We start from the raw sequence: 24,324 nt of genomic DNA, 5'->3' as shown, positions 1-24,324 counted from the left end.
AAGCCTTTCCAAAGAGCGATCTTGCCTTGAACGCTAGCGGATTTCATGCGGAATGTGCTTTCATATTTTAGCGCTTTGATTTCCAACACCATACAGGTAGCGTAAAATATCGATATATTAGAGAGATAATTTTCAGAAAAATGAAAGAATCTTCCGAAGGCGAAGGGCTGGACAGGATCGACCTGCGCATTCTGCGGCATTTGCAGCGCGATGGGCGGCTTTCCAACGCCGATCTGGCGCGACTCGCCGGGGTGAGTGCAGCCACATGCCATCGCCGCACCGAACGCCTGTTCAAGGCAGGCCATATCCGTGGTGTGCATGCTGCCATTGCGCCCGAACGGGTGGAGCGTGGCGCGTTGGTCATGGTCGGTGTGGTGCTCGACCGCTCGACGCCGGAGAGTTTCGCTGCCTTCGAAAGCGCGGTGAAGAAGCTGCCTTTCATCCTCGATTGTCATCTGGTGGCGGGCGATTTCGATTATTTCCTGAAGATTCGCGCCCGCGACATGGCGGATTTCAACCGCCTGCATGGCAGCCAGCTGATCGGTCTGCCCGGCGTGCGCCAGACGCGCACTTTCTTCGTAATGAAGGAAGTGGTGGATGGGGCACAGCTCGACTTCTGAAGACATGTCATGCGATGCGGTCCGGCTGCGCCCCACCTCGTCATCGGCCGTCGTAAAGGGGTGTGCGCCGCTCTATCCAGGCAGCAAGACCTTCGTGTACGTCCTGGCTCGCAGCCATCCGGGCGAATTGCTCGCTCTCGATCTGCAATCCTTCCGAGATCGTCGCATTGAGACCGCGTGTCACGGCGCTGAGAATGCGCGCGCTTGCAAGCGGCGAGTGGCGCAGAATGCGACCGGCGAGCTCGAAGGCGGCGTCGAGCAGATCGTCATGGGCAACAACCCGGTTGACGATCCCCATGTCGAAAGCCCGCTCAGGCCCGAAGGGGTCGCCGGTCAACAGATATTCCAGCGCCCGCTTGCGTCCTGCAAGCCGTGGCAGGCGCTGGGTGCCACCGAAGGTCGGCGGAATGCCGATATTGATCTCCGGCTTGGCGAAAAGCGCCCGCTCGCTGGCGACGGCCAGATGAACGGCTTCCGTTATTTCGCAGCCGCCGCCGAAGGCAAGGCCGTTCACGGCTGCAATGATGGGCTTCGAGAAGGCTTCCATGCGCGAGGTCATCGCCTGTCCGCGCCGCACGAAGGCGCGAACAGCGATGTCTGCGCCCTGCCTTATACTCTGCGAGAACTCATGGATGTCGCCGCCGGCCGAAAACGCACGGTCGCCGGCTCCCGTCAGGATCACTGCTTCGATCTCCCGGTCTTCCTCGATCCCGTCGAGAAGCTGCATGAGAAGATCATTGGTGGCGTAGTTCAGGGCATTCAGCTTTTCAGGGCGGTTGAGGGTGAGCAATGCCACCTTGCCGCGCTTTTGAAAGAGCACTGTGCCGTCCGACATGGAAACCTCCGATATGCTTTGCGAAAAACCGCATCGGGGGTAACATCGCGCCGACAGCCTATAAACTCACTAGTCAGTATAGTTTGATCATGCCCAGAGATGCCGGACGGACACGGGAAACAATCGTCAAGGCGGCGAGCCGCCTCTTTTACGGCGCAGGAATCCGCGCCGTCAGCGTCGATGCCGTTGCGGAAAAGGCAGGGGTGACGAAGAAGACGCTCTATTATCACTTCCGCAGCAAGGACGATCTGGTCGCCGCATATCTTGCCTCGCGGGACCAGCCCAATCTCGAACTCTTCGCGAAGTGGTTCGCCGAGGCCGATGGCACGCTCGCCGACAGGATTGGCGCGATCTTCGAGAACATCGCAGCCGGCGCGGCCAACCGCCGTTGGAAAGGATGCGGCTTCCTGCGCACGGCCGCCGAACTCGTCGAGACGCCCGGCCACCCGGCGGTAAAGAGGGCCGCTGCGCACAAGAAGCGTCTTGAAGCCTGGCTGACCGAGGTGATTGCGGTGGAAAAACCGCACGACGCCCCGCTTCTGGCGCGCCATGTGGTTCTGCTCCTTGACGGAGCGTTTTCCACCATGCTCGTTCACCACGACGTCTCATATATTCGCAGCGCGGGCGAAGCGGCGGAGCAACTTCTGCGGAGCTCTGCTGAATAGCTCGAAAAGGGAGGAATTCATGACCAGGTTGAGCAGCGGCTCATGCCAGTGCGGCGCGGCCAAGTTCGAAATCGAGGGCGATTTCGAACATTTTTTCCTGTGTCATTGCAGCCGGTGCCGCAAGGATACCGGATCGGCCCACGCTGCCAATCTCTTCTCCTCCCGCGCCTCGATCCGATGGCTGTCGGGCGGCGAGGTGGTCAGGACCTATCGCGTGCCGGGAACGCGGCATCAAAAGGCATTTTGCGTCGAATGCGGATCCGCCCTGCCCCGCGAGGAAGCGGGCGGCAACATGCTGGTCGTACCGGCAGGTTGTCTCGACACTCCGCTTGATATGCGACCGACCGCGCATGTCTGCCTGTCCAGTCGCGCGGCCTGGGACAACGGGCTGGAGGACGCGCCCGGCTTCGATGGTTTGCCTGGATAGACCGGCTTGTGGTCGGGCAAACACACCTGAAGCCCGCAGAAATGTACTGAAACCAAGATCGAGCGCCATGCATCAAGGAGAACGCACGGCGCTCTTGCGTGGCTATTTCAGACGCAGCAGCAGGCCGGCCATGAGCTGCGCGCGCTCCACCAGGCTGTCCACCTCGATATATTCGCCAAGCGTATGCAACCCTGCCCCGCGCACTCCGATGGAATCCAGCGTGGGGATGCCGAGAGCGCCGGTGAAGTTGCCGTCCGAGCCGCCACCGGCGCTGGCATGGCTGAGGTTGAAGCCGATCTCGCCGGCAATATCGCGCGCCAGCTCGTAGACGGCCATGGTGCCTGCGTCCGGTTCCCAGACGGGGCGGGTGACGCCACGCTTCACCTCGATCACGACGTCGTTCTCCTCACCCGCGAGCGCCAGCATGCGCTCCACGCCATGGTCCAGATCCTTCTGCCGCTTGGCCATGGACAGCACTTCCGCGTCGCAGAAGGAGGATACGCAGTTCACCCACTGTCCGGCATGGATGACGCCGACGGAGAAGGTGCAGTCCTCGCCGGTCATGGCCTCGATCTCAAGCACCTTGCGCGCCATGGCGGCAATGGCCGAGCGGCCATCCTTCAACGCCCAGCCGGCGTGGCTCGGCCTGCCCGAGGTCTTCACATTGAAGCGGGCGATGGCATAGCGTCCCGTTACCGCGCCCCCATCGGGGCGGGCAGGCTCGGGCACCAGAACGACCTTGTTCTTTCGGGCCTCCATCTCGATCAGTTCACGTGTGGAGGGCGTGCCGACTTCTTCGTCGGGCGTGAAGAGCACGGTTATGGGCAGCGGCGTCTCGATGCCTGCAAGGATGAGCTGGCGGATGGCTTCCAGGCTCACATAATTGCCGCCCTTCATGTCCTGAATGCCCGGGCCGTAGCAGCGCCCGTTCTCGATGCGCCACGGGTTCTTTTCCAGGGTGCCGATGGGATGCACCGTGTCGAGATGCCCGGAAATGAGGATGCCGGGCTTGCCGAAGTCCCTGTGCGGGAAACGCGCGCGCACCGATCCGCCGAAGCCCATGCGTCCGGGAATGCGCTCGATTTCGGCGCCGATGGCCGCGAGCTCGTAAGCGGCAAGGTCCACCATCCGGTCGACGGCGGTCGGATCAAAGGTCGGGCTCTCACATTCGATCCACGGCTTCAGGCCGGCGAGCATGGTGTCCGTGTCGAAGGGCAGTTTCTGGAAATTCATGGTGCTTGTCCTGTTGGGAAGTCGTCTTGTCGCGGCGGTGAAGGAGGCTTCAGGCGGCCAACCGTCTCTCGATGATGCGAGCCATGATGCTGGCGCCCACCGGCAGCATGGCGTCGTCGAGGAGAAAGCCCGGATTGTGCACTGGCACCGAACCCTTGTGCCCAAGCGTGCAATAGGCTCCCGGCACGGCGCGCAGCATGTCGGCGAAATCCTCGCTGCCCATCACCAGCTCTTTGGTGATGGTCGCGTTCTCCTCGCCGACGATTTCGGCGGCGGCCTCGCGATAGGATTCCGAGAGATCGGCATCGTTCATCAGCACATCGAAGACGGGCCTCAGATCAGGAACGATCTCCACGTCATAGCTTTCGGCAAAGCCCTTGCAGAGCTTGTTGAGACGCGTGTGGATCAGATCGCGCACCTCATCGGAGAAATAGCGGATGGTGCCCGAGATCACCGCCTTGTCGGGCACGACATTATAGGCCGATCCCGAATGGATCTGCGTCACGGAAAGAACGGCTGGTTGTGTCGGCTGCACATTGCGGCTGACGATGGATTGCAGATTCTGTACCAGCGCGGTGGCGATCACGATTGGGTCGCGGGCGTGATGGGGCATTGCGCCGTGGCTGCCCACGCCGTTGACGGTGATATCGAAAAAGGTCGCTCCCGCCATGGCCGGTCCGGGCTTCACACCGAATTTGTTCGGCTCGGCCAGCGGGTTGTTGTGCATGCCATAGACCTCGTCGCACGGGAATTTCTGGAACAGCCCGTCCGCCAGCATGGCGCGGGCCCCGCCGAGCCCTTCCTCCGCCGGCTGGAAAATGACGACCGCGCGGCCTGCGAAGTCGCGCGTCTCGGCAAGATAGCGGGCAGCGCCCAGAAGCATGGTCGTGTGGCTGTCGTGGCCGCAGCCATGGAAGGCGCCGGGGTTCTTGGAAGCGTATGGCAGATTGGTCAGTTCCTGCATGGGCAGCGCGTCCATGTCCGCACGAAGCCCTATCGTGCGCTTGCCTTCGCGCTTGCCGTTGATGATGCCGACGACACCCGTCTTGCCGATGCCGGTATGCACTTCATCCACGCCCCATTTGCGCAACAGGTCGGCAACGATGCCGGAGGTGCGAACTTCCTCGAAACCGATTTCGGGATGCTCGTGGAAGTCGCGGCGGATCGCCGTCAGCTCGTCGGCATACTCGTTGATCTTGGGCAGGACCGGCATGTTTTCCTCTCTATAAGTTGGTTACGGCGCTTCGTCAGGCGCCTTGCAATTCCTTGAAATTGGCGAAATCCCATGAGCGGCCCGGTGCTGCCTCTATGAGGGCGCGGGTATAGGCGTGCTGCGGGTTGGAAAGCACTTCGGCGGCTGTGCCATGCTCGACCACATGACCGTGCTGCATCACCAGAACCTCGTCGCAAATCTGTGCCGCGACCCGCAGGTCGTGGGTGATGAACAGAATGGCGATGCCGAGTTTCTGCTGCAGTTCGTCGAGCAGGTCCAGCACTTGCGCCTGTACCGAGACATCGAGCGCTGAGACCGCCTCGTCCGCCACCAGAACATCCGGCTCCATGGCGATGGCGCGCGCGATCGCGACACGCTGGCGCTGGCCGCCGGAGAATTGGTGCGGGTAGCGATGCACCGCGTCGTCCGGCAGGCCGACAAGGGTCAGGAGGTCGGCGGCGCGGGCCAGCGCCGCCTGCTTGTCCTCGCCTATGTTGAGGGGCCCCTCGATGAGACTGCGGCCGATGGTCCAGCGCGGATTGAGCGAACGGAAGGGATCCTGGAATACGATCTGTATGTGTCGCCGATAGGGGCGCAGTTGCCGCCTTGTGAGAGTGGCGATTTCCTTTCCGGCAACACGGATTTCGCCCTCCGTCGGATCGATCAACCGCATGATGCACCGCGCCACGGTGGATTTTCCCGATCCGCTTTCCCCCACAATGCCCAGTGTGCGCCCGCGCGGGATGGAAAACCGCACATCGTTTGCCGCGCGGGTGGGCTCGCGGCGCGAAAAGACGCCGTGCGCCCCGTAGACTTTCTGCAACCCTTCCACTGCCAGAACGGTTTGCCCCTCGGGCATCGCGCGTGGTGCGCGCGGGGAAAGGCTCGGGACCGATTGCAGCAATTGCCGCGTATAGTCCTGCTTGGGCGCACGTAGCAGGGTTTCCACCGGGGCGTGCTCGACGATCCGGCCGAGCTTCATCACATGCACCGTGTCGGCGATTTCCGCCACCACACCCATGTCATGGGTGATGAAGAGAACGGCCGTTCCGTGTTTTTCCTGCAATTCCGCGATCAGGCTCAGGATCTGCTTCTGCGTGGTCACGTCCAGCGCCGTGGTCGGTTCGTCGGCGATCAGGAGTTGCGGCTCCAGGATGAGCGCCATGGCGATCATGATGCGCTGGCGCTGGCCGCCGGAAAGCTGGTGCGGATAGGACCGGTAGATGCGCTCCACATCGGGCAGATGCACCTGGTTCATGATGTCGAGCACGCGTGCCTTCTTCTCGCGTGCCGGCAGCTTTGTATGCGTGTCCAGCACCTCGCCGATCTGCTCGCCCACGCGCAACACGGGGTTAAGCGCGGTCATCGGCTCCTGAAAGATCATGGAGATTTTGCGTGCGCGCATGTCGCGCATGGCCTGTGCGTTGAGTTCGAGGAGGTTGCGGCCCTCCAGTTCGATGTGTCCGCCGGTCGCTGCCAGGACCCCCTTTGGAAGGAGCCCCATGATGGAAAGCGAGGTAACGGACTTGCCCGAGCCGGATTCGCCCACCAGACACACGGTCTCGCCCTGCCGGATCTTCAGCGATACCGCGTCGAGCACCGGATCGGCCTTGTCGTTGCCGGTAAGCCGCACCGTCAGTCCGGTGATTTCAAGGACGTTCGACGCCTGGTCGAAATTGCGGGATTTGAATTTCATCTCACCCCTCCCTCTTCTTCAGCCGCGGGTCGAGCAGGTCGCGCGCGGTGTCGCCGAGAAGGTTGATCGACAGGATGCACAGCGACAGCATCAGGCCGGGCCAGAAGATCAGCGATGGCTTGATCTGAAAGTAGACCCGGCCCTCCGCCATGATGTTTCCCCAGGTGGGAATCTCCGTGGAAACGCCGGCGCCCAGGAACGACAGGATCGCTTCCGTCAGGATCGCCGAGGCGCAGATATAGGTGCCCTGCACGATGAGTGGCGCCAGCGTATTGGGCATGAGATGCTGCCAGAGAATTTTCGGCATGGAGGAGCCGAGCGCCATGGCCGCTTCCACATAGGGCTCCTCCCGTGCCGACAGGACCACGGAGCGCACGAGCCGCACCACGCGCGGAATTTCGGGAATGGTGATGGCACCCATGACCGACCAGATGCTTGGCCCGTTGAGCGCTACCAGCGCGATGGCGAGCAGGATCGAGGGGATCGCCATGAGGCTGTCCATGAGGCGCATGATGATCGCATCGGCAACGCGAAAGAAGCCGGAGACGAGGCCGATCAACAGGCCGATGACCACGCTGACGATGGCCGCCCCGATGCCGATGAAGAGCGAGATCTGTCCTCCTGTCAGCACTCGGGACATCAGGTCGCGACCATAGGCGTCGGTGCCGAGCGGATAGGTATCGCTCGGGCCCTTGAGCCTTTGCAGCGCGTCCATGGCGAGTGGATCGTGGGGAGCAAGAAGCGGGGCGAACAACGCGGAAAGCACAATCAGCGTGAGCACGGTTGCAGCAATCATCGGACCGACGCCGACACGCCATCCGCTTGGCAGCGCGATAGCGCCGAAGAACCATTGCAGCCGGGCTGCGGGTTGTGGATTGGCAGCCATCAGTAGCGAATCCTCGGGTCGAAGAACGTGTAGGAAAGATCGACGAGCAGATTGATGAAGACATAGATGGCGCTCGTCAGAAGGATCATGCCCTGAATGACGGGGTAGTCGCGCGCCAGGATCGCGTCCACGGTCAGCCGGCCGATGCCTGGAATGTTGAACACGCTTTCCGTCACGACCACGCCGCCGATGAGAAGCGCGAACCCGGTGCCTATAATCGTCATGATGGGTACGGCCGCGTTGCGCAGCGCGTGGTGAAACAGGACGACCGTTTCCTTCACGCCCTTGGCGCGGGCGGTGCGGATATAGTCCTCACCCAGGACCTCGAGCATCGAGGCCCGCGTCATGCGTGCGATCAGCGCGACATAGATGGTGGCAAGCGTCAGGCATGGCAGTATGGCGCGCGCCAGGAACTTTCCGAAATCCTGCGACGGCGCGACATAGCCCTGAACCGGCAGCCATCGCAGTTCGATGGAAAAGGCGAGAATGAACAGATAGCCGATCACGAAAACGGGGATGGAAAAGCCAAGAACGGAAAAACCCATCACCACATAGTCGACCCATGTCCGGTGCCTCCATGCGGCCAGGACACCCATCGGCACGGCAAGCAGAACCGACAGCACGATGGTCATCAGCGCGATGTTGATCGTCGGCCAGATGCGCTGGCCGATCATCTGGGTGACCGGCGTGCTGGAGATCAGCGACGTGCCGAGATCTCCCTGGAAGAGAAGTTTGGCCCAGGTGAAAAACTGCACATGCAGCGGGTCGCTGAGGCCGAGGGATGTGCGAATGCGTTCCAGCTGCGCGGGGGTTGCTGCATCTCCGGCGATGATTGCCGCCGGGTCGCCGGGCGTCAGCCGCAGAAGAAGAAAAACGAAAACGGCAACAATCGCCATCACCGGGATGACGGCCAATATGCGCCGGAGAATATAGCCAAGCATGGGTCCCGTGCCTTGGTTATCAAGCGGTGCAGCGTTCCTCGCCTTCCCTCGGGCTCCTCCCATCCTTGCATGATGGAAGCCTTGGGCGCGGCACCGGATTTGCGATGCGTGCCTCCGGCCGGCATATCCTCCCGCCGGCCAGAGGCATTATCGGGGCATTGTCGTCAGTCCGCTTTCTCGATGTTCCAGAAGACGGGAACCGGCGACGGGATCATGTTGGTCAGCTTGTTGCTGCGCGCCTGCGGCATCAGATACTGGCCGAGCGGGATGTAGAGCACCTCATCCATTGTGTGCTTCTGAATCTCGGAGGCCACCTCCTTCTGCTTCTCGGGCGTGTCAGCCGCCACGAAGGCTGCGCGCAGCTCCTCGATCTTGTCGTCCTTCGGCCAGCCGAACCAAGCATCGTCGCCGCGGCCGTTCAGCATGGCGCTGATGAGCGGCGAACTGATTTCAGGCACCATCCAGTTGGTGAAGAACACGTTCCAGCCGCCTTCGGCGGGTTTGGCCTGGCTTGCCCTGCGTGTTACCAGCGTTTGCCAGTCCATCGCCTGCATGTCGACATTGAAGCCGGCATTGCGCAGGGCCTGGGCGGCGACGACGGGCTGCGGTGCAAGGCTGATCACATCGGTCGGCTGCATCAGCACGATGGGCGTGTTGTCATAACCGGCTTCTTCCAGCAGCTTCTTGGCGCCTTCCGTATCACCGCCTGAAATCAGCGTATCGGCGCCGGTTTCATCGCCGAGCGGCGTGCCGCAACCGAAGATTGCTCCGCAGACCTTGTAGTAGTCCGGATTGCCGATCAGCGTGCCGAGCACATCTTCCTGGCTGAGCGCCATGAGCGCCGCCTGACGGATCTTCTTGTTGTCGAATGGTGGATGCTTGAAGTTCAAACGTCCCATTGTCTGGTAGCCAAGGGCATCGCGGGTCTCCACGCTCACATCCTCGCTGCTCTCCAGAAGCGGCAGAAGGTCGATCTGCACCTGTTCCAGATAATCGATCTCACCGGAAAGGAGCGCGTTGATCGAGGTCTGAGCATCGGGCATCGTCACCCATTTCACCTCATCGACCATAGCTTTCTTGCCACCGGCCATCCAGCTCGCCGGCTCATTGCGCGGAACATAGTCGGCAAACTTTTTATAGGTCACCGAGACGCCGGGCTGAAATTCGTCCTGAACGAAAACGAAGGGGCCGGAACCCGTGTAGCCGGTGATGGCCTCTTCGGCGGGCGTGTTGGCCACGCGCTCGGGCATGATGAATGGCGGAACGGCCGACTGTTTGCCGACAATGTCGAGCAGAGGGCCGAAGGGGCTCTTGAGTTTCCAGACAATCGTCTTGTCGTCGCCGGCCTCGAGGCTGTCGGTCACATCGAAAATCAGCTGTCCGCCGCTGTCGCGTTTGCCCCAGCGTTTCAGCGAGGCCACGGCATCGGCAGCAGTGACTGGCGCACCATCGTGGAACTTCAATCCGTCCCGCAAGGTGAAGGTGTAGGTCAGGCCATCGTCGGATACGGTCCAGTCCGCCATTTGCGGCTGCGGCTTGAAGTTCTCGTCCACCGCGATCAGCACGTCATAGATCATGTAGCCGTGATTACGGGTGATGTGCGCGGTGGTGATAATCGGATCGAGCACGCGCAGTCCCGAATGCATGACGGCGGTGATCGTCTTGCCTTCGGCCATTGCCGGTGTGGCGGTGCCTGCACCGGTCATGAGCGCGGCGCCTGCTAAGAGAGCGAACGCGGTTCCGCGAAGCTGCCCCCTTGCGTGGTGAAGTCTCTCCTGAAGACGCAACATGATGTTCCCTCTTTTGTTACGTGTGAACTCTTTCTGCGACGTCGTTCCCGCGGTTCTCCTGCCGCGCTTTGTTCTTTCAGCCCTCCATCGCCTGATGGGAGCGGATGCGCTCGAAGGTAGGCCCGTTCGGTGACAGGCGCATGCCGTCTGCGAGTTTTGTCCAGGCCAGCGCGGCCGGATCGAGCGGCATGGGACCCGGTGCGGTGCAGACCAGAATGGTTTCGGCGATCGGTTCGAAATCGGCCCGGAAATGCACCGAGCTCTTATTGACCAGAATGGCCATTTCCGTTGGCTCGATGCCCACGAAGCGATACATGGCCTGGTCGGCCATCTGGGCCTTGTGGGTCGCCACGACGATCCGTACCCCGCCGATGGAAAGACAGGCGGAGGGGCCGACATTCATATGGGTGCCGCCGTAATACGGGCCGGTCGCGTGAAGGTCCCCGTCTGAAAGCTTTTCCACGCGGAAAGTGGCTTCAAGGGGTGCGTCGCCGGGTATGGCCGACTGGCCGCCCAGCGCAATGCTTATGTCCGCCCCCTCCCCTGCCTCATGGGCAGCGCGCGCGGCCGCCGGATCGACCATCATGCCGATGGCCGCGCATTGGGCGCCGTTGCGCAGAAGCGCACGCAACATGCCTGTCGTGTTGGAATCGCCACCGGCGCCGGGATTGTCCTGCGTGTCGGCAATGATGACGGGCCGTGTGGCGCTCGCCGCAATACGCATCGCCTCGAGAACGCCCTCGTCCGGGGCGTAGGCTTTTCCGGCGAAATCCCCTTCACGGGCCATGATGCTGGCATGCAAACGGTCGGCGGCCTTGTCGGCCGCAGCCTGTGTCTCGCCATAGGCAAGCAAAGTCTGCCCGCATTCCTCGATGTCGGCGGCGGGAAAGCCCATCCAGTAGGACATGCTGGCGATGTCGCCAGCCTCCAAAGCGGCGACTTCTTCATAAAGGCTCTTTGCCGGCTCGATGAATGTGCACTGCCATGGAATGGAGGTGAGGAACGGGAGGCGGCGGAACGCCTTGGCGAACGGCTTTCCGCGCGCCATGAGGCGGCTCAGCCCTTCGGCAGCCCGCCGGCCGGTTTCGGCCATGTCGACATGCGGGTAGGTTCTGAAGGCGACCAGAAGGTCCGCCTGCTCGACCATCAGTCGGGTCGTGTTTCCGTGGAGGTCCAGGCTGACGGAAATCGGCACCTGGGGACCGACGACCTCGCGTACGCGGGCGATCAATGTGCCCTCGCCGTCATCCAGATGTTCGGCCACCATCGCGCCATGCAGGTCGAGGCATACGCCGTCCAGCTGGCCCGCCGCGGCAATGCCGTTTACGATTTCCGCAGTGATCCGCTCATAGGCGTCGCGCGTCACATGGGCGGAAGGAATTGCACCTGTCCACAGAATGGGAACCATCTCCCAGCCGGCCTTTTCCGCATGCTCGACAGCGCCGGAAATGCCGAGATTGACGCCGGGACAACGCTCCAGAATTTCCTGTCCGCGCGACATCGGCAGGTAACCGCCACCCTGCACGAAGTCCGCATAGGTCGCTTTCGTCGGTGCGAAGGTATTCGTTTCATGCAGGAAACCGGCCAGCGCGACCCGCTTTCTCATACCTTTCTCCCTGCACAAACGCATAAAGGCATCCGGACGCTACCGCTTCGCAAAGAACAGACTTCGAAAGACCGGTTTCGAAGATGGGATGACAAGGCAAATTGGAAAGTATCGCTGAGCGATACATTTGTATCGTATTTACGATAAGTGTGGTACGCTTGATGTGTCAAACGGTTTTTGGAGACGTCGCTTGAGTTATGTTCAGCGTGCAGAATATGGCGTTCGCCCGGCCAGCCATGTGGATGAAGACGACCCGCTGTTCGTGCAGGCAGTAGCCCGCGCCATGCAGGTTCTGTCGGCCTTCCACGATACGGGTCGTCCGCTCTCGCTGAACGAGATCGCAACCGCGAGCGGCATGGGACGCAGTGCTGCGCAACGCGTCGTTCATACGCTCAGGCAGCTTGGCTATGTGGAGCGCGACGCGGATGACAGGGGCTTCGTGCCGGGCATTCGAATTCTCGATCACACGCGCGATTATCTGCGCCTCAACCCGTTGGTGGCGCGTGCCTCTCCTGTCCTGTTGGAGTTACGCCGCAATGTGCGCGAGCGTGTCGACCTCAGCCTGCGTGACGGGCTGCGCCTGGTTTATGCGGCGCGGCTGCAAAGCAAGCGGGAAACCTTTTTCGCGACTTTGGTCGGTCAGAGCGTGCCGATCTACTGCACCTCGGGCGGGCGCGCCGTGATGGCGCATCTGAGCGATGCGGAAGTGGACGAAATCATCGAACGTTCGGAAAGACGCGAGATCACGCCAAAGACGATCACGGATCCCGAAGGTATTCGCGCCAAGGTGCGCGAGGCCCGTCAGAACGGATACGCGCTGGCCATGGAGGAAGTCCTGCAAGGCGAGGTGGCGCTGGCGGCAGCCATTCTGGCGCCGGATGGCACGCCCCTGGGTGCGATCCATATCGCGGGTTCTCTCAGCGAATGGGAACCGGAAGGGTTTTGTCGTCGCTTTGCTCCGCTGGCGAGCGAGGCGGCGGGCGCGCTCAGCAGGTTTTAGGGCCGGAACGGGCGCGCGATGAAGCTGCTTCGTGACGATTGGAGATAATCCATGCTGATATCGCGCCCACCGGAACCGTCTCCTCACTCGGGAGAGAAGGTGCCGGTAGGCAGGCGGTGCGCCATCAGTCAAGGATTGGTGCGGACGGAAATTCAGTCCCCACCCTTCGCTTTCAGAAATCGCGAACGAAAGCGCTGACGTCGGCTTCGAACCGCTTGCGCAGGACGTCCATCTCGTCGCGCCGGCCGGTGAGAGCGGCGATCTCGTCTTCCGTCTTTTCAAGCATCCCCAGATAACGCTTGGCGAGCGCGCTGTCGGCGGGAGCGGCGGCAAGATTGTCGCGAATGCGGCCCTGGGCATCGGCGGTGCGCTCGATCGCGTCCTCGATATCCCGCAGTTCGTTCTGCGCATTGGCGGCCTTGCGCCGCAATTCGCCGAGTTCGGCGAGCTTGGAAGCGGTTTCGGGATCTGCCGCCGCACCGGACCAGCTCAGCAGCGCGTCGGCGCCGGCATCCACAAGAGCAAACCGGTCCGTGCGATCCTGCTCGGCGGTGACGACGACATCCTTGCTGGCGCCCTCGCCGATCTCGACGCGCAGACGGTGATGCGTCGGTGTGGAACTGGAAAGCGCATCGGAAACCACGCGCCAGCCGTTCTGACGCGGATGCTCAATGATTACCGTGCGAGCTCCATCCGCCGCGCCCTTGATGGAATAGGTTGTGACAAGCCGCGAGAGGCTGGTGACGAGAAGTGCCCCGTCGACGACCCGGATGCGGGTAACCGCCTCTTCCGGTTTCGTGTCGGAGGCGATTTCCACCTTGCGGTCGGCGGCAAAACTGACCATGCGGCTTTCCGTTGCCGGGATGCCGGCGAGCTGGGCGTCGCCCACATAGCCGTCACGTCCGTCATAGACGGTGAGAATACCCGGAGGCAGGCTCGCGCCCGTGCCGTTTTCAAGAAGCAGGGCGGCAATCGGGTGTGCTTCTCCGCGCTCAGGCTGGAAAAGGGAAACCTGTTCTGCCGGAACCTCCGCATCGATGAAGGGCATGGACAAGGTCTGTCCCGCCCGCAGATTGACCGGGTCGGGCAAGCGGAAGCTGGCGCTTGTCTGTCCTTCCTGCGCTACGGTTTGTTCGCGTGCCCCGGCCATCGGAGCGTAGGTCATGATCTCGGCGGAAACAGGAGCGGAAGCTGGAGTTGCGGTGCGCATCCGCTTCTGGAGCATTGCGCCGCCGCCGGCGTCGGCGCTCATGTCGGCGTTGATGCTGGCTGCGTTGTCGGGGCGCGGCGGGGTCGTGGCTCCCGCCGTCACCGGGATTTCTGGTCGTTGATGCCAATATCTTTGATGCAGCCGCTGGGAGAGCGTGACCGGTGCGCCGGAAGACAGCGTGACCGCCACATTCTTCCAATCCTCGCCTGTCGCATTCTCGATGATTGCCCAGGCTTGCAATCGCGCCTGGCCATCCGCACCCGAAACGAGGCGGTAGGCGGTTTTCCACACCGGAGCCGGCACCACATAGGAAAGAGCGATATCGCGCCCATCTTTGCCGGACAACGAAATGGCGATGCGCCGCATGTCGTCAATACGCCCTCGCCCGCTCACCGCTGCTGCCTCGCGCAGTTTCTCGCGCATGGCCTCGTCCAGAATTTCCAGTGTGGTGTCGGTTCCGAGCTTCAGTACATCGATACCCCCCTCCCCTGTCATGACGGACAAAATGCGCTCAATCGAGGCCTCCGGGCCGGAGCCGCGGCGTTCGGACCCCACGCCGAGCACCACGCCTTCCACCGTGCGCCCGCCGGATGTCGCGCGAATACTGACGCCCTGAAGCGAGGCGGCGAGGTCCGGCAGAGAGCCCATCGTGTCGGGGCCGAAGGGAAGACGGCGAAATGTTTCCTCGACCGGGGACAGACCGTCGAGAGTGAGACCGCCGACCTTGCCGGAGGGGTCGCGTACGACGAGGCTTTTCAGAATGTCGTCGACCTGTTCGAGCGGTATCTCGATTTCGACCGTCTCGTTGCCGCTGACGCGTGCGCTGCGGTTGACCTCGGCAAGGCCTCCGGAAGACAGCGTTATGGCTTCCACACGGCTTTCGGAAGCAGATGCCCCCGATTGCAAGGGAAGGAAGGCCGAAGCGCCAACAAGGCTCGCCTGCCAGAGTTTGGTGATCGTTTTCATCGCAGCATCTCCCGACATTGGTGCTGATAGGAGGGACCGAGCTTAGCGGCCGTATTCGTACCTGTGTGATGCGCCTGGGGAATGGACAGGAGTGGCTGGTACTTGGCAAGCCCGGTTTGGGGCATGTGATGATTCTAGCCTCCCCTGACGCAACCGTTTTGTTTTGAAACCCCGATTGAGCTGATCTTGGGGCGGCTCGGGAAAAATGTTTGGCGGCTGCCTTCGAAGCGTTCTTGCGGAATGCCGGCGCCTAAGAGGTTGTGAACATGGCGTTTTCGGGCGCCATGATACGGAAGATCGCGATGTAGGCCGCTCGCGTTAACCCTTTGTTAACCAAAAATTTCTTGACGTTGATGGGCGTCCTCGGGCCAATAGTAACGGTGCTGTCGGCGATTGCACGTTTTTTCCGTAACCGCATGTTATAGATGTTACTAGCGGTTTCGAGCGACTTGCGCCGCACATGCAGTGTGTCCGCTTGGAGAGCGTATCTTTGCCCCACGGCGTAGGCTACTCGCCGTCGGGCAGCGAATCGGGTTACCCTCCCCTTCGGTTCGTCGGATCGTATGCTTTTGTCGTGCATCCGTCTGCCTGGCATGGGCCTCTGCATGGCGCTTAGCGGCATGGGGCGTTTCGTTGACAGCTGTCAACGAGCGCAGGAAAGGGCTGGATGCAAGGAGCGGCTTGGCATGGATTGGGCATGGATTTGGGCACGGATATGGCCGGCGAACAAAGTGGAGAGCGTGGCTTGGACAAGGTGATGGATATGGCTGCGGATCAGGCGGGGGCGCCAAGGGTGCTGCCGGCAGATGAAGCCATTGCGGCGGATGCGACGCAACTGTCCGAGCAATTGCGCGTCATGCGTGACCGGCTCTTTCCGCCAGCCGCGCAGAAGACATTGCGGACCTTTTCGAGCGGCGAGGCCGCACGGCTGATCGGTGTTTCCGATGGCTATCTGAGGCAGTTGTCTATCGCCGGCGAGGGGCCTCAGCCGGAAACGGGGGTGGGCGGTCGCCGCTTCTACTCGCTTGCCGATATCAATGCGCTGCGCCACTATCTGGCGGACCAGGCGCGCGCCAAGGGCAATCTTTCGAAGGCCCGCTCCTATGTGAAATGGCGCAATCCCGAGCAGGAACATCTGCAGGTGATCGCCGTCACCAATTTCAAAGGCGGTTCCGGCAAGACCACCACAAGCGCCCATATGGCTCAGCATCTGGCCTTGTCGGGGTATCGGGTGCTTGCCGTGGATCTCGATCCACAGGCCTCGCTGTCTGCGCTCTTCGGGTACCAGCCGGAAATCGACCTGTCGGGCAATGACACGCTCTATGGCGCAATCCGTTATGACGAGGAGCGCAGGCCGCTCTCCGATATTATCCGGAAAACCTATTTCGACGGGCTTGATATCGTGCCCGGCAATCTCGAGCTGCACGAGTTTGAACACACGACGCCGCGCATGCTGGCAGAGCGCGGCCCCGGCAGCACGCCGGATGATTTTTTCTTCGCACGCATCCAAGGGGCGCTGGCCTCTGTCGCCGACGATTACGATGTCGTGGTCATTGACTGCCCGCCGCAACTCGGCTTCCTGACGCTGTCCGCCCTGTGCGCTTCCACCTCCGTGATCGTGACCGTGCATCCGCAGATGCTCGATGTCGCCTCCATGAGCCAGTTTCTCTACATGACTGCCGATCTCTTGTCGGTCGTGCGTTCTGCGGGCGGAACGCTCAATTTCGATTTCCTGCGCTATCTCGTGACGCGATACGAGCCCAATGACGGGCCGCAAACACAGATCGTGGGATTCCTGCGTTCGCAATTCGGGTCGCGCGTACTCACCGCGCCGATGGTGAAATCGACCGCCATTTCCGATGCCGGGCTCACCAAGCAGACGCTTTACGAAGTCGGGCGGGATAATTTCACCCGGTCCACCTATGACCGCGCCATGGAGGCGTTGACATCTGTCAACGATGAGATCGAGACCCTGATCGAAGAGGCCTGGGGCCGCAATGAGGCGGGAGACGGCGCATGAGCAAGCGCAAGGATCACCTCAAGGCCCTGTTTGGTGGAGCGCCGGTGCCGGGCGATGAAGCGCCCTCCCCGATGGCGAAGCCGGCCCCGGAAACGAAAGCAACGCCCAGGCCTGTTGTTTCTGAAACCTCGCGGACGGCCTCCGGCGCCGTCAAGGCGATGGGGCTTTCCCTGTCGTCCATGAGCCGCGAGGTTGAGGATGCGCGCGCGCTCAAGGATGCGCTGGCCAAGGGTGAGCGCGTCGTGGAAATCGATCCGAACCTGATCGATCCCTCTCTGGTGCGCGACCGCCTGAGCCGCGAAGACGACGGTGACGAAGAATTTTCTGCGCTGGTCGAGAGCGTGCGGGAAAACGGGCAGCAGGTACCGGTTCTCCTGCGCCCGCATCCGACCGCGAATGGCCGCTACCAGGTCGCTTACGGTCATCGCCGTGTGCGAGCGGCGGCGCGTCTTGCGCGCCCCGTGCAGGCAATCGTGCGCGCGCTCGATGACAATCAGCTCGTGCTGGCGCAGGGCAAGGAAAACACCGAGCGGCGCAATCTCTCCTTTATCGAGCGCGCTTTCTTTGCTGCAGCGCTCATCCGTCACGGTTTCGAGCGCGGCGTTGTTCAGCGCGCTCTGTCACTGCACAAGGCGGAAATGACGCGCTTTCTGCAGGTCGCAGATGCCGTGCCGGCGCAGATCGCCGGCGCTATCGGCCCCGCGCCCAAGGCCGGCCGCCCGCGCTGGATGTTGTTGGCCGATTTCCTCCAGGACGATGCTGCTATTGTGATCGCGCAGGATGTCATCCACTCGGATGCTTTCCGTGCCGCCAGCTCCGACGAACGTTTCGGAATGCTGTTCGAGCGGCTTGCGAAACGTGAAGAACGCAAGGCCGGGGTAAAGGGAAAGGCATCCAAGCCAACGCTTGTGGCGGACCGCAAGGGACGCCCGCTGGCGCATGTTATTTCCGGCAAAAAGCCCCGGATGGAGTTCGATGAAAAAGTGAGGCCGGGGTTCGCGGATTATGTCGCAGCCCTTCTGCCTGAGTTGGCGGAGCGTTTCGAGAAGGAACGCGGCTGAAACGGCAGGCTGTCAGACGGAGCAGCCGTTGGACGCTTGAATGTTTTTGGGCCGCTCGGCCCTTTGAAGAGGACGAGAAAAAAGGAAAAACACGCAAGAAAAAAGGCCCCCAGAACGTCACCATTCCGGAAGCCCCTTTCGATGTAGCAGTCTGAAAGAATCACTTCCATCGTTCAATGTCAAGCACCGGTGTGTTCCGGTGGGTGTCTTTTTCTTGCCTGATGAAAGGTGAGACGATGACGGAGAGATTTGCAATCTCGCCCTTCGGCGGGAAAGGGTTGGCGCGTGCCCAGTTTCTAGTGAATGAGCAGGTTCGCCGCGCCCGAGCTGCGTTCGACGCAAAGGATATGCAGGGCCGTGGCGGCGCTGACAGCGCGGTGGACAAATGGCAGCTTCTGCGAGCCGTGACGGAGGCCCGCCTGGCGCTCGGTCTGGCTGATCGGACCATTGTGGTGCTGGAGGCACTGGTGAGCTTCAGCACGGAGCGTTTGCTCGATCCAAGCACGGATCTGATCGTATTTCCATCCAATGCCGAACTGTCGCTGCGTGCGCGGGGCATGGCGCCGGCGACGCTGCGGCGCCATCTGGCGGCTCTCGTGAATGCGGGTCTCATTCTGCGCCGTGACAGCGCCAACGGGAAGCGATACGCCACCCGTAGCGAGGATGGCAGGATCGATGCGGCCTTTGGCTTCGATCTGGCTCCGTTGGTCATGCGTGCCGCCGAGATCGAGACTTATGCGGCCGACGCACGGCGTCATGCCAAGGCTTTGCGAGCATTGCGCAGTGAGGTGACGATCCACCTGCGCGATATCGCTGCCATCATTCAGGCAGCAGAAGATGAGGGCAGGGCGGTTTCCTTCAAGGGTTTCTCCGAGCGTTTCCTAGGGCTCTCCGGCAGACTTGGCCGCAATACGGATTGGGAGACGCTGAAGGAACGCCGCGATGCGCTGGCCAGCCTGAGGATCGAGATCGAGAAGGCCTATCTCGACGGACTCTCAGAAGCGGAGATGCAGTATCGCGAGGCAGAAGAACATAAGTCTGAAAATAGAAATATGAGCGCCAATGACGATCAAAATGAGCGCCATATTCATAATTCAAACCCAGAATCCCTATCTGAAAAAAGCAAGGAAAAACTTGAAGCGAAAGCTGCGGCCAAATCTGAAAGGGAAGCGACTGTTGCCAGCTCCCAACAGGGTGAGGCGGACAGGTCGGATCAGGACCGAGGTCCGGCAATGCCCCTTGATCTGGTGACATCGGCGTGTCCGCAAATCCGCGATTATGCGCCGGGAGGCTTGAGCGATTGGCGCGATTTCATGAAAGCTGCGGAAACAGTGCGTTCCATGCTTGGGGTTTCGCCGGATGCCTGGGCGGAAGCCCGGTCCCGGATGGGCGAAGTCAATGCCGCGATCACCATTGCGGCCATTTTGGAGCGTGCAGAAGCAATCCGGTCGCCAGGTGGTTATCTGCGGCGTTTGACAGAACGGGCCGAGGGCGGTGCGTTTTCCGTGAAGCCCATGCTCAATGCGCTGCTTTCTGCGCGTCAGAAGGCCGTCGGGCATGGAGAACGTGGAAGATCGGCTTGAAAATGACATGTTCTGCGCATAAATTGACGCAGTGGAGTTCAAATTGAGCTCATTTTATACTCAATCTGCGTATGCGGGAGAGATGAGATGACGGCGGCAGACCTCGATTTCGCGGCGGCTCATTTCGCTGATGAGCGAACGCCTTTTCTTTCGGCCAAACGGGTCTCGGAGCTTCTTGGGGTTACCATGATAGAGCTCGCGCGGTTGATCGGCGTTGCCCGCAATACGCTGACGGCGAAATCCGGTCAGCGCAAGGTGGATCAGGCCCTCAGCCCTGTTGTGCGCATACTGGCGATGGCGGCGGAAATGGCGGGGGAGGAGCACCGAGCCGTCATATGGTTCAAGCATCAGCCAATCCCGGGATGGGCGGGCAAGACCGCTTATGATCTGGTGAGCGAGGGCAAGTCCGACAAGGTGCTGGCCTATCTGGAGGCTGTGCGCGCGGGCGTCTATGCCTGAATACATGCAGGAAGAGATACTCTGGCGGGCTTATGTGCCGCGTTGGGCGCATGCACCGCTTTCGGGAGAGGGAGCGCGGCGTTTCGGCGGGCGCTGGAATCCTGTCGGAGCAGCAGCCATTTATGCCGCACGCGAAATGTCGACGGCCTGGGCCGAATACAATCAGGGCTTTGTGCAGCACCCGGCATTGATTGCACAGCTTCGGCTTTCCGCAGCCAGACTGGTGGATCTTACGGACACCGCCCGGCTTTCAGAGTTTGGCTTTTCAGATGAACTGCATCAGTGCGAATGGCGGGCGGACATGGATGCGGGCCGGATGCCCGGCAGCCACAGGGCGCGGGAAGAGCTTATGGAGCAGGGATTTGACGGGGTTGTTTATCCCTCTTTCATGTCACCGGGCGGGCAGTGCGTGGCCCTGTGGCGCTGGAACGGTGAGGAAGGTCCGCAATTGCGGGTAATCGATCCGGAGCACCGGCTTCCCAGAACGCCGGCTTCCTGGCTGTGAGGAGCCGCCTCGCCCTTTCGGACACACAAAGGACACCCATCTCCTTGTTTTCCGCATGATGCCTTAGATTGCGCGATAGCCACGACGCAATTTGCGGGCAGCAAGGCGCGACAGGGCTTCCTCGGCAGCCGGCATGGTGTCGAACAGGTTGATCTTCAACTGCCCGCGTGTGCCGATCCGCCCCCATTGGCGTACAAGCGCGGCATCGCCAAACAATGTCGGCTCCACGGAGAGCGTGTAGAAACGAGCCATATTGCGCTCGGGATCGATGCGCTTGAACAGGCGACATGAGTTTTTTTCAATCATGACCCGATCTTTCCCGAAGGCGTGGGCGAGCGTCCAATGGATTTGGTGAATCGGTCGGGACGGTCCGATTCACGGGATTGATGGATGAAGTCTGGAATTTGTCCGGGACGGAAAGGCAGGGGAGGGGGATTTCAAAGCCCGGATGCCTTTGTAAGGTTGACCCGGAAGCGGTCCCTGCGGCGCTGATACTTTCGGGTCATTTCAGCGGAAGCATGTCCGAGCTGCTTCTGCACATAGCGTTCATCAACCTCGGCGGAGGAGGCCAGGCCGGCGCGCAGGGAATGGCCGGAAAACTTCTTCTCCCGCTCTCTTTCGGGCAGATCGCCGCGCACCCCGGCCGCAAGTGCCGTCCGCTTGACGAGCCGGGCCACTTCCTGATCCTTCAGCCGTTCCGCACCGACCTGCCGTCCCTTTCCGGTAACGCGGCGGAACAGGGGACCATGCGCGATCCTGGCGAATTTCAACCAGGTTTCGAGCGCGGTGACGGGGCAGGTGGTCGCCGTCGATCCACGGCCGATCTCGACCTCGCGCCAGCCGGTCTTGCCGCGCAGGGTCACCAAAAGTCCTTCCTCGAAGATTTCGATCCAACCGCGGCCGTCTTCCGTTTGGTCGCGGCCGATATCGAGGCCGACGATCTCGGATCGGCGCAGGCCGCCGGCGAAACCGATGAGCAGGATCGCCCGGTCGCGCAGGCCGCGCAAGGACCCCCGGTCGAGCGTTTCCAGCATGGCGACCAGATCCTCGAGCAGGATCGCCTCCTTCTGGCGGGGCGGCACGGCATGCGTGTTGCGAATTCCCGCCATGATGGTGGCGATGTGCCTGTCCTTGCGATCGAGCGACAGGCCGCGTTGGGAATAGTTCCACGAAAGTGCGGAAAGACGGCGCTCTATCGTGGACACGGAATTGGGTTTCCCGCCGCTGTCACCGGAGGCGCAAGCGGTGATGTAAAGCCCAACGGTCTGGGGGGAGGGGGGTATGATCCCGAGCCCCTGTCTGCGGCACCAGGTTGAAAAATGCTTCCAATCGGCGGAATAGGCACGACGGGTATTGGCAGAACTCGCGGCTTCGAGATATCCCCGTGCCCGGCCCGCGAGGTTTTCCAGGTGATCGGGAAGTGGGGATGCATCTGGTTGCGACGGAAGAGGAGAATGGCTGCCGTCATCGCCGCCTTGGGGTCGAGAGGAAGCGCCGGTGCGACCCATTTCCATCACGATACCGATGATATCGGGTAGATCGTCGTCGCCTCCAGATTCAGAAATCATCAATCGCGAGGCTTTATCGTCGAGATGACGCTGCGTGTCCTGTGATCGTTCTGCATGTCGATCTGCCTTGTCGGGGTGATTTTGGTCGACGAATGAGGTCATTTCCCGCATGATCCATAATGAACGATAATGCAAGATTATCACTCGTTTTTTGATAAAGACAAGCTGTGCGGTTTTGGGGATGATACCTGGATAAAACCGCACATCTGATTTATCATCCATTGTATGGATTCGCCCCTTGCAGTAATCGCCAGCCCCGTTGCCTCAGCTGCCCGGCTTCCGCGATGGGCTTCGCCGCGCGAACCCGAGATTGCCGAGGCAGATGCTGCCTTCGTCGTCGGGGCGGCGTTGAAATCATTAGATGATCTGGTGCGGATGGATCTCGCCTGGGCCGGTTGCTGGCGATCCCGTCAGGCCCTGAAATGCGCAGCAGCGGCCGTGCGACTGATGGGGCGCATGGAAGATGAAGCGGCGCTTCGCGACGCCGTGCTTCTGACGGGGCCGGACGCCGATCCCGGCCCGGCGGGCAGGATGTTTCTGGCTTACAAAAGGCTGGCGGGTCGGAAAACTGGCTTCTCCGCGAAGGCCGTTGCCGAGCTGGCCGATCTGCTGGGCTTGCCATGGAGCCACCCACTGACCATGGCGGTCGACCACGCCGACGCAGCACTACAGTCCGGTCGTGCCGCGCCCTTTGCCGCGGCAGAACTGGTGACGGCGATCCACGGCGACCGTTCCGATGCGGAGCCGCTTGCCTGGGCACTCGCCGATATCCTGCTTGCCGCGATGCTGAACTGGGAGAGACCGGTGCCGCTGCTGATGGCGGCGCGCTACGGCCCGGCGTTCCGCACAGTCGGGGGCAGGGGCCGTGTGCATCCAGGCGAACCCGCCTTCCCGCGGGCCGTCTGTCTCGCCCTGGTTGAGGCGACGGAGGATGCCCTGCGGAGCGCAGGCGAGATCGGACGGCGCGCCGAGAAGCTTGCCGCTGTGGCGCCGAAGGTGCGGACGAGGGGTGCGGGCACCGTGTTGCAAAAGCTGCTCGAGGAGGACGCCATGCCCGCATCGGACCCTGGTAGTAATCTGTCGCGATGGGCGGCGACGCGACTGTTCGACCGCTTGCAAGGGCTCGGAGCCGTGCGCGAGCTCTCCGGTCGTTCCTCCTTCCGGATCTATGGGCTGTGACGATGACCGGATCGCGCCCAGCCAAGCCTCGGTCAGGAACGGGACCTGATGCGGGTGACGAACGTCTTTATGATCGGGAGCTTGCGGACCTGCCGCCGGAACTGCGTTGGCGGGAATGGATTCTGCGCGTCGAGGCGGTGATCTTCGCCTCGGCCGAACCGGTGTCGCGCGAGACGCTTGCGCGGGTGGTCGGTCGCGGTTGCAGCCTCGACCTTCTGATCGACGATCTGCAGGAAGAGCTGCGCGGGCGGCCCTATGAACTCGTCGCGGTCGCTGGCGGTTGGCAGCATCGCACGCGCACGCGTTTCGCCGACACCATCCGTGCCTCCGCCGCGCCCACGCGCGGCGCCGCTCCGGCACTTTCGGAGTTCGAGGCGACGGTGCTGATGGCGGTGGGATATTTCCAGCCCATCACGCGCGGCGAGCTGTCGAAGATTTTTAGCAGGGAGGTCAGTCGCGATACGATCGCCGCGCTCCGCGGAGCCGGTCTCCTCGCCTCCGGCCCACGCAGCCCGACACCCGGCGCGCCCTACACCTATGTGACAACAAAACACTTCCTGTCCGCCTTCGGCCTGCAGTCGCTGCGCGACCTGCCCGACATCGAAGCGCTCGAGGATGCGGGACTGCTCAGCCGGCAGGCCATGCGGGCCGAAGCTTTATCGATCGAAACGGAGAGCGATTGAACCGCTTTCCGGAACCGCGTCGCTCGGTTTGCGCAGACCGCCGAGACTTTGCACCTGCGAGACTGGCAGGATCCGGGGCTGAGCCGGCCCCCAGACGCTGCGCCGCTAGGAGATATACCTTCGGGCGCGGTGGCTGCCTATCTGTTCGATATCGACGATGGTCAACTCTGGCGCGCTC

The 24,324-nt window shown here is 61.8% G+C and carries 22 protein-coding genes; 11 read left to right on the top strand and 11 right to left on the bottom strand.

The features are described 5' to 3' along the window. Positions 1–140 precede the first annotated feature (140 nt). Positions 141–620, top strand: a complete 480-nt coding sequence (locus NA8A_RS08125) for an Lrp/AsnC family transcriptional regulator (RefSeq protein WP_009756435.1) — start codon at positions 141–143, stop codon at positions 618–620. 40 nt (positions 621–660) lie between these two features. On the opposite strand, the gene NA8A_RS08120 is transcribed toward NA8A_RS08125, so the two are convergent. Next, positions 661–1,455 (bottom strand): crotonase/enoyl-CoA hydratase family protein, encoded by a 795-nt coding sequence (locus NA8A_RS08120; protein WP_009756434.1) that lies wholly within the window; start codon positions 1,453–1,455, stop codon positions 661–663. Between the two features lie 89 nt (positions 1,456–1,544). On the opposite strand from NA8A_RS08120, the gene NA8A_RS08115 reads away from it, so the two are divergent. After that, positions 1,545–2,120, top strand: a complete 576-nt coding sequence (locus tag NA8A_RS08115) for a TetR/AcrR family transcriptional regulator (RefSeq protein WP_009756433.1) — start codon at positions 1,545–1,547, stop codon at positions 2,118–2,120. 19 nt (positions 2,121–2,139) lie between these two features. After that, positions 2,140–2,547, top strand: a complete 408-nt coding sequence (locus NA8A_RS08110) for a GFA family protein (RefSeq protein WP_009756432.1) — start codon at positions 2,140–2,142, stop codon at positions 2,545–2,547. 102 nt (positions 2,548–2,649) lie between these two features. On the opposite strand, the gene NA8A_RS08105 is transcribed toward NA8A_RS08110, so the two are convergent. The 7 genes from NA8A_RS08105 to NA8A_RS08075 form a co-directional block, all read right to left on the bottom strand. Then, positions 2,650–3,780 carry a M20/M25/M40 family metallo-hydrolase gene (locus NA8A_RS08105; RefSeq protein WP_009756431.1) on the bottom strand — a complete coding sequence of 377 codons (1,131 nt, stop codon included), beginning with the start codon at positions 3,778–3,780 and terminating at the stop codon, positions 2,650–2,652. A gap of 49 nt (positions 3,781–3,829) precedes the next feature. Continuing rightward, positions 3,830–4,993: a M20 aminoacylase family protein gene (locus tag NA8A_RS08100; protein ID WP_009756430.1), complete on the bottom strand. Its 1,164-nt coding sequence runs from the start codon at positions 4,991–4,993 to the stop codon at positions 3,830–3,832. A gap of 34 nt (positions 4,994–5,027) precedes the next feature. Next, positions 5,028–6,689: an ABC transporter ATP-binding protein gene (locus NA8A_RS08095; RefSeq protein ID WP_009756429.1), complete on the bottom strand. Its 1,662-nt coding sequence runs from the start codon at positions 6,687–6,689 to the stop codon at positions 5,028–5,030. Between the two features lies 1 nt (position 6,690). Beyond that, entirely contained in the window at positions 6,691–7,485 is a 795-nt protein-coding gene (locus NA8A_RS08090; RefSeq protein ID WP_375295355.1) for an ABC transporter permease, read from the bottom strand. 89 nt (positions 7,486–7,574) lie between these two features. After that, the gene (locus NA8A_RS08085; protein ID WP_009756427.1) at positions 7,575–8,516 is read right to left on the bottom strand and encodes an ABC transporter permease; all 942 of its coding nucleotides are present in this window, start codon (positions 8,514–8,516) and stop codon (positions 7,575–7,577) included. Between the two features lie 164 nt (positions 8,517–8,680). After that, on the bottom strand, positions 8,681–10,306 hold the full coding sequence (locus tag NA8A_RS08080; protein WP_009756426.1) for an ABC transporter substrate-binding protein: 1,626 nt from the start codon (positions 10,304–10,306) through the stop codon (positions 8,681–8,683). Positions 10,307–10,382: 76 nt separating this feature from the next. Then, positions 10,383–11,912 carry a M81 family metallopeptidase gene (locus tag NA8A_RS08075; RefSeq protein WP_009756425.1) on the bottom strand — a complete coding sequence of 510 codons (1,530 nt, stop codon included), beginning with the start codon at positions 11,910–11,912 and terminating at the stop codon, positions 10,383–10,385. Between the two features lie 190 nt (positions 11,913–12,102). On the opposite strand from NA8A_RS08075, the gene NA8A_RS08070 reads away from it, so the two are divergent. Then, positions 12,103–12,912, top strand: a complete 810-nt coding sequence (locus NA8A_RS08070) for an IclR family transcriptional regulator (RefSeq protein WP_009756424.1) — start codon at positions 12,103–12,105, stop codon at positions 12,910–12,912. Between the two features lie 172 nt (positions 12,913–13,084). Here the strand turns inward: NA8A_RS08070 and NA8A_RS08065 are convergent, their stop codons facing one another. Next, on the bottom strand, positions 13,085–15,088 hold the full coding sequence (locus tag NA8A_RS08065; RefSeq protein WP_009756423.1) for a DUF4139 domain-containing protein: 2,004 nt from the start codon (positions 15,086–15,088) through the stop codon (positions 13,085–13,087). A 757-nt stretch (positions 15,089–15,845) separates the two neighbouring features. Here NA8A_RS08065 and repA point away from each other — a divergent pair. From repA to NA8A_RS08035, 5 genes are all read left to right on the top strand, one after another. Further along, a complete protein-coding gene (repA, locus tag NA8A_RS08055) occupies positions 15,846–17,108 on the top strand; it encodes a plasmid partitioning protein RepA (RefSeq protein WP_040672144.1) in 1,263 nt (420 codons plus the stop codon). Further along, positions 17,105–18,169, top strand: coding sequence for a plasmid partitioning protein RepB (gene repB / locus NA8A_RS08050; RefSeq protein WP_009756420.1), 1,065 nt, complete (start codon positions 17,105–17,107; stop codon positions 18,167–18,169). Before repA ends, repB begins: the two co-directional genes overlap by 4 nt. Positions 18,170–18,405: 236 nt before the next feature. After that, complete coding sequence (gene repC / locus NA8A_RS08045) at positions 18,406–19,752, top strand: plasmid replication protein RepC (protein ID WP_009756419.1); 1,347 nt, start codon at positions 18,406–18,408, stop codon at positions 19,750–19,752. 87 nt (positions 19,753–19,839) lie between these two features. Beyond that, entirely contained in the window at positions 19,840–20,211 is a 372-nt protein-coding gene (locus tag NA8A_RS08040) for an antitoxin Xre/MbcA/ParS toxin-binding domain-containing protein (protein ID WP_009756418.1), read from the top strand. Next, complete coding sequence (locus tag NA8A_RS08035; RefSeq protein WP_009756417.1) at positions 20,204–20,716, top strand: RES family NAD+ phosphorylase; 513 nt, start codon at positions 20,204–20,206, stop codon at positions 20,714–20,716. The genes NA8A_RS08040 and NA8A_RS08035 overlap by 8 nt, the downstream gene beginning before the upstream one ends. 63 nt (positions 20,717–20,779) lie before the next feature. On the opposite strand, the gene NA8A_RS08030 is transcribed toward NA8A_RS08035, so the two are convergent. Together NA8A_RS08030 and NA8A_RS08025 are read right to left on the bottom strand one after the other, a co-directional pair. Continuing rightward, positions 20,780–21,022, bottom strand: a complete 243-nt coding sequence (locus NA8A_RS08030) for a WGR domain-containing protein (RefSeq protein ID WP_009756416.1) — start codon at positions 21,020–21,022, stop codon at positions 20,780–20,782. A 131-nt stretch (positions 21,023–21,153) separates the two neighbouring features. Further along, complete coding sequence (locus NA8A_RS08025; RefSeq protein ID WP_420864574.1) at positions 21,154–22,386, bottom strand: site-specific integrase; 1,233 nt, start codon at positions 22,384–22,386, stop codon at positions 21,154–21,156. A gap of 123 nt (positions 22,387–22,509) precedes the next feature. Between NA8A_RS08025 and NA8A_RS08020 the strand changes: the two genes are divergently transcribed. Next, positions 22,510–23,463 carry a DUF1403 family protein gene (locus tag NA8A_RS08020; protein ID WP_009756414.1) on the top strand — a complete coding sequence of 318 codons (954 nt, stop codon included), beginning with the start codon at positions 22,510–22,512 and terminating at the stop codon, positions 23,461–23,463. Positions 23,464–23,465: 2 nt separating this feature from the next. Continuing rightward, entirely contained in the window at positions 23,466–24,146 is a 681-nt protein-coding gene (scpB, locus tag NA8A_RS08015) for an SMC-Scp complex subunit ScpB (protein WP_040672048.1), read from the top strand. Positions 24,147–24,324 lie beyond the last annotated feature (178 nt).

Source organism: Nitratireductor indicus C115, assembly GCF_000300515.1.
In the GTDB taxonomy this organism is placed as follows: domain Bacteria; phylum Pseudomonadota; class Alphaproteobacteria; order Rhizobiales; family Rhizobiaceae; genus Nitratireductor; species Nitratireductor indicus.
This window is presented reverse-complemented; position numbering and strand designations above follow the sequence as displayed.

What these genes read in the sequence shown, in the direction of transcription:
- NA8A_RS08125 (WP_009756435.1), top strand. Translation starts at nt 141, where the DNA reads ATGAAAGAATCTTCCGAAGGCGAAGGGCTGGACAGGATCGACCTGCGC.
- NA8A_RS08120 (WP_009756434.1), bottom strand. Translation starts at nt 1,455, where the DNA reads ATGTCGGACGGCACAGTGCTCTTTCAAAAGCGCGGCAAGGTGGCATTG.
- NA8A_RS08115 (WP_009756433.1), top strand. Translation starts at nt 1,545, where the DNA reads ATGCCCAGAGATGCCGGACGGACACGGGAAACAATCGTCAAGGCGGCG.
- NA8A_RS08110 (WP_009756432.1), top strand. Translation starts at nt 2,140, where the DNA reads ATGACCAGGTTGAGCAGCGGCTCATGCCAGTGCGGCGCGGCCAAGTTC.
- NA8A_RS08105 (WP_009756431.1), bottom strand. Translation starts at nt 3,780, where the DNA reads ATGAATTTCCAGAAACTGCCCTTCGACACGGACACCATGCTCGCCGGC.
- NA8A_RS08100 (WP_009756430.1), bottom strand. Translation starts at nt 4,993, where the DNA reads ATGCCGGTCCTGCCCAAGATCAACGAGTATGCCGACGAGCTGACGGCG.
- NA8A_RS08095 (WP_009756429.1), bottom strand. Translation starts at nt 6,689, where the DNA reads ATGAAATTCAAATCCCGCAATTTCGACCAGGCGTCGAACGTCCTTGAA.
- NA8A_RS08090 (WP_375295355.1), bottom strand. Translation starts at nt 7,485, where the DNA reads ATGATTGCTGCAACCGTGCTCACGCTGATTGTGCTTTCCGCGTTGTTC.
- NA8A_RS08085 (WP_009756427.1), bottom strand. Translation starts at nt 8,516, where the DNA reads ATGCTTGGCTATATTCTCCGGCGCATATTGGCCGTCATCCCGGTGATG.
- NA8A_RS08080 (WP_009756426.1), bottom strand. Translation starts at nt 10,306, where the DNA reads ATGTTGCGTCTTCAGGAGAGACTTCACCACGCAAGGGGGCAGCTTCGC.
- NA8A_RS08075 (WP_009756425.1), bottom strand. Translation starts at nt 11,912, where the DNA reads ATGAGAAAGCGGGTCGCGCTGGCCGGTTTCCTGCATGAAACGAATACC.
- NA8A_RS08065 (WP_009756423.1), bottom strand. Translation starts at nt 15,088, where the DNA reads ATGAAAACGATCACCAAACTCTGGCAGGCGAGCCTTGTTGGCGCTTCG.
- repA (WP_040672144.1), top strand. Translation starts at nt 15,846, where the DNA reads ATGGATATGGCTGCGGATCAGGCGGGGGCGCCAAGGGTGCTGCCGGCA.
- repB (WP_009756420.1), top strand. Translation starts at nt 17,105, where the DNA reads ATGAGCAAGCGCAAGGATCACCTCAAGGCCCTGTTTGGTGGAGCGCCG.
- repC (WP_009756419.1), top strand. Translation starts at nt 18,406, where the DNA reads ATGACGGAGAGATTTGCAATCTCGCCCTTCGGCGGGAAAGGGTTGGCG.
- NA8A_RS08040 (WP_009756418.1), top strand. Translation starts at nt 19,840, where the DNA reads ATGACGGCGGCAGACCTCGATTTCGCGGCGGCTCATTTCGCTGATGAG.
- NA8A_RS08035 (WP_009756417.1), top strand. Translation starts at nt 20,204, where the DNA reads ATGCCTGAATACATGCAGGAAGAGATACTCTGGCGGGCTTATGTGCCG.
- NA8A_RS08030 (WP_009756416.1), bottom strand. Translation starts at nt 21,022, where the DNA reads ATGATTGAAAAAAACTCATGTCGCCTGTTCAAGCGCATCGATCCCGAG.
- NA8A_RS08025 (WP_420864574.1), bottom strand. Translation starts at nt 22,386, where the DNA reads ATGACCTCATTCGTCGACCAAAATCACCCCGACAAGGCAGATCGACAT.
- NA8A_RS08020 (WP_009756414.1), top strand. Translation starts at nt 22,510, where the DNA reads ATGGATTCGCCCCTTGCAGTAATCGCCAGCCCCGTTGCCTCAGCTGCC.
- scpB (WP_040672048.1), top strand. Translation starts at nt 23,466, where the DNA reads ATGACCGGATCGCGCCCAGCCAAGCCTCGGTCAGGAACGGGACCTGAT.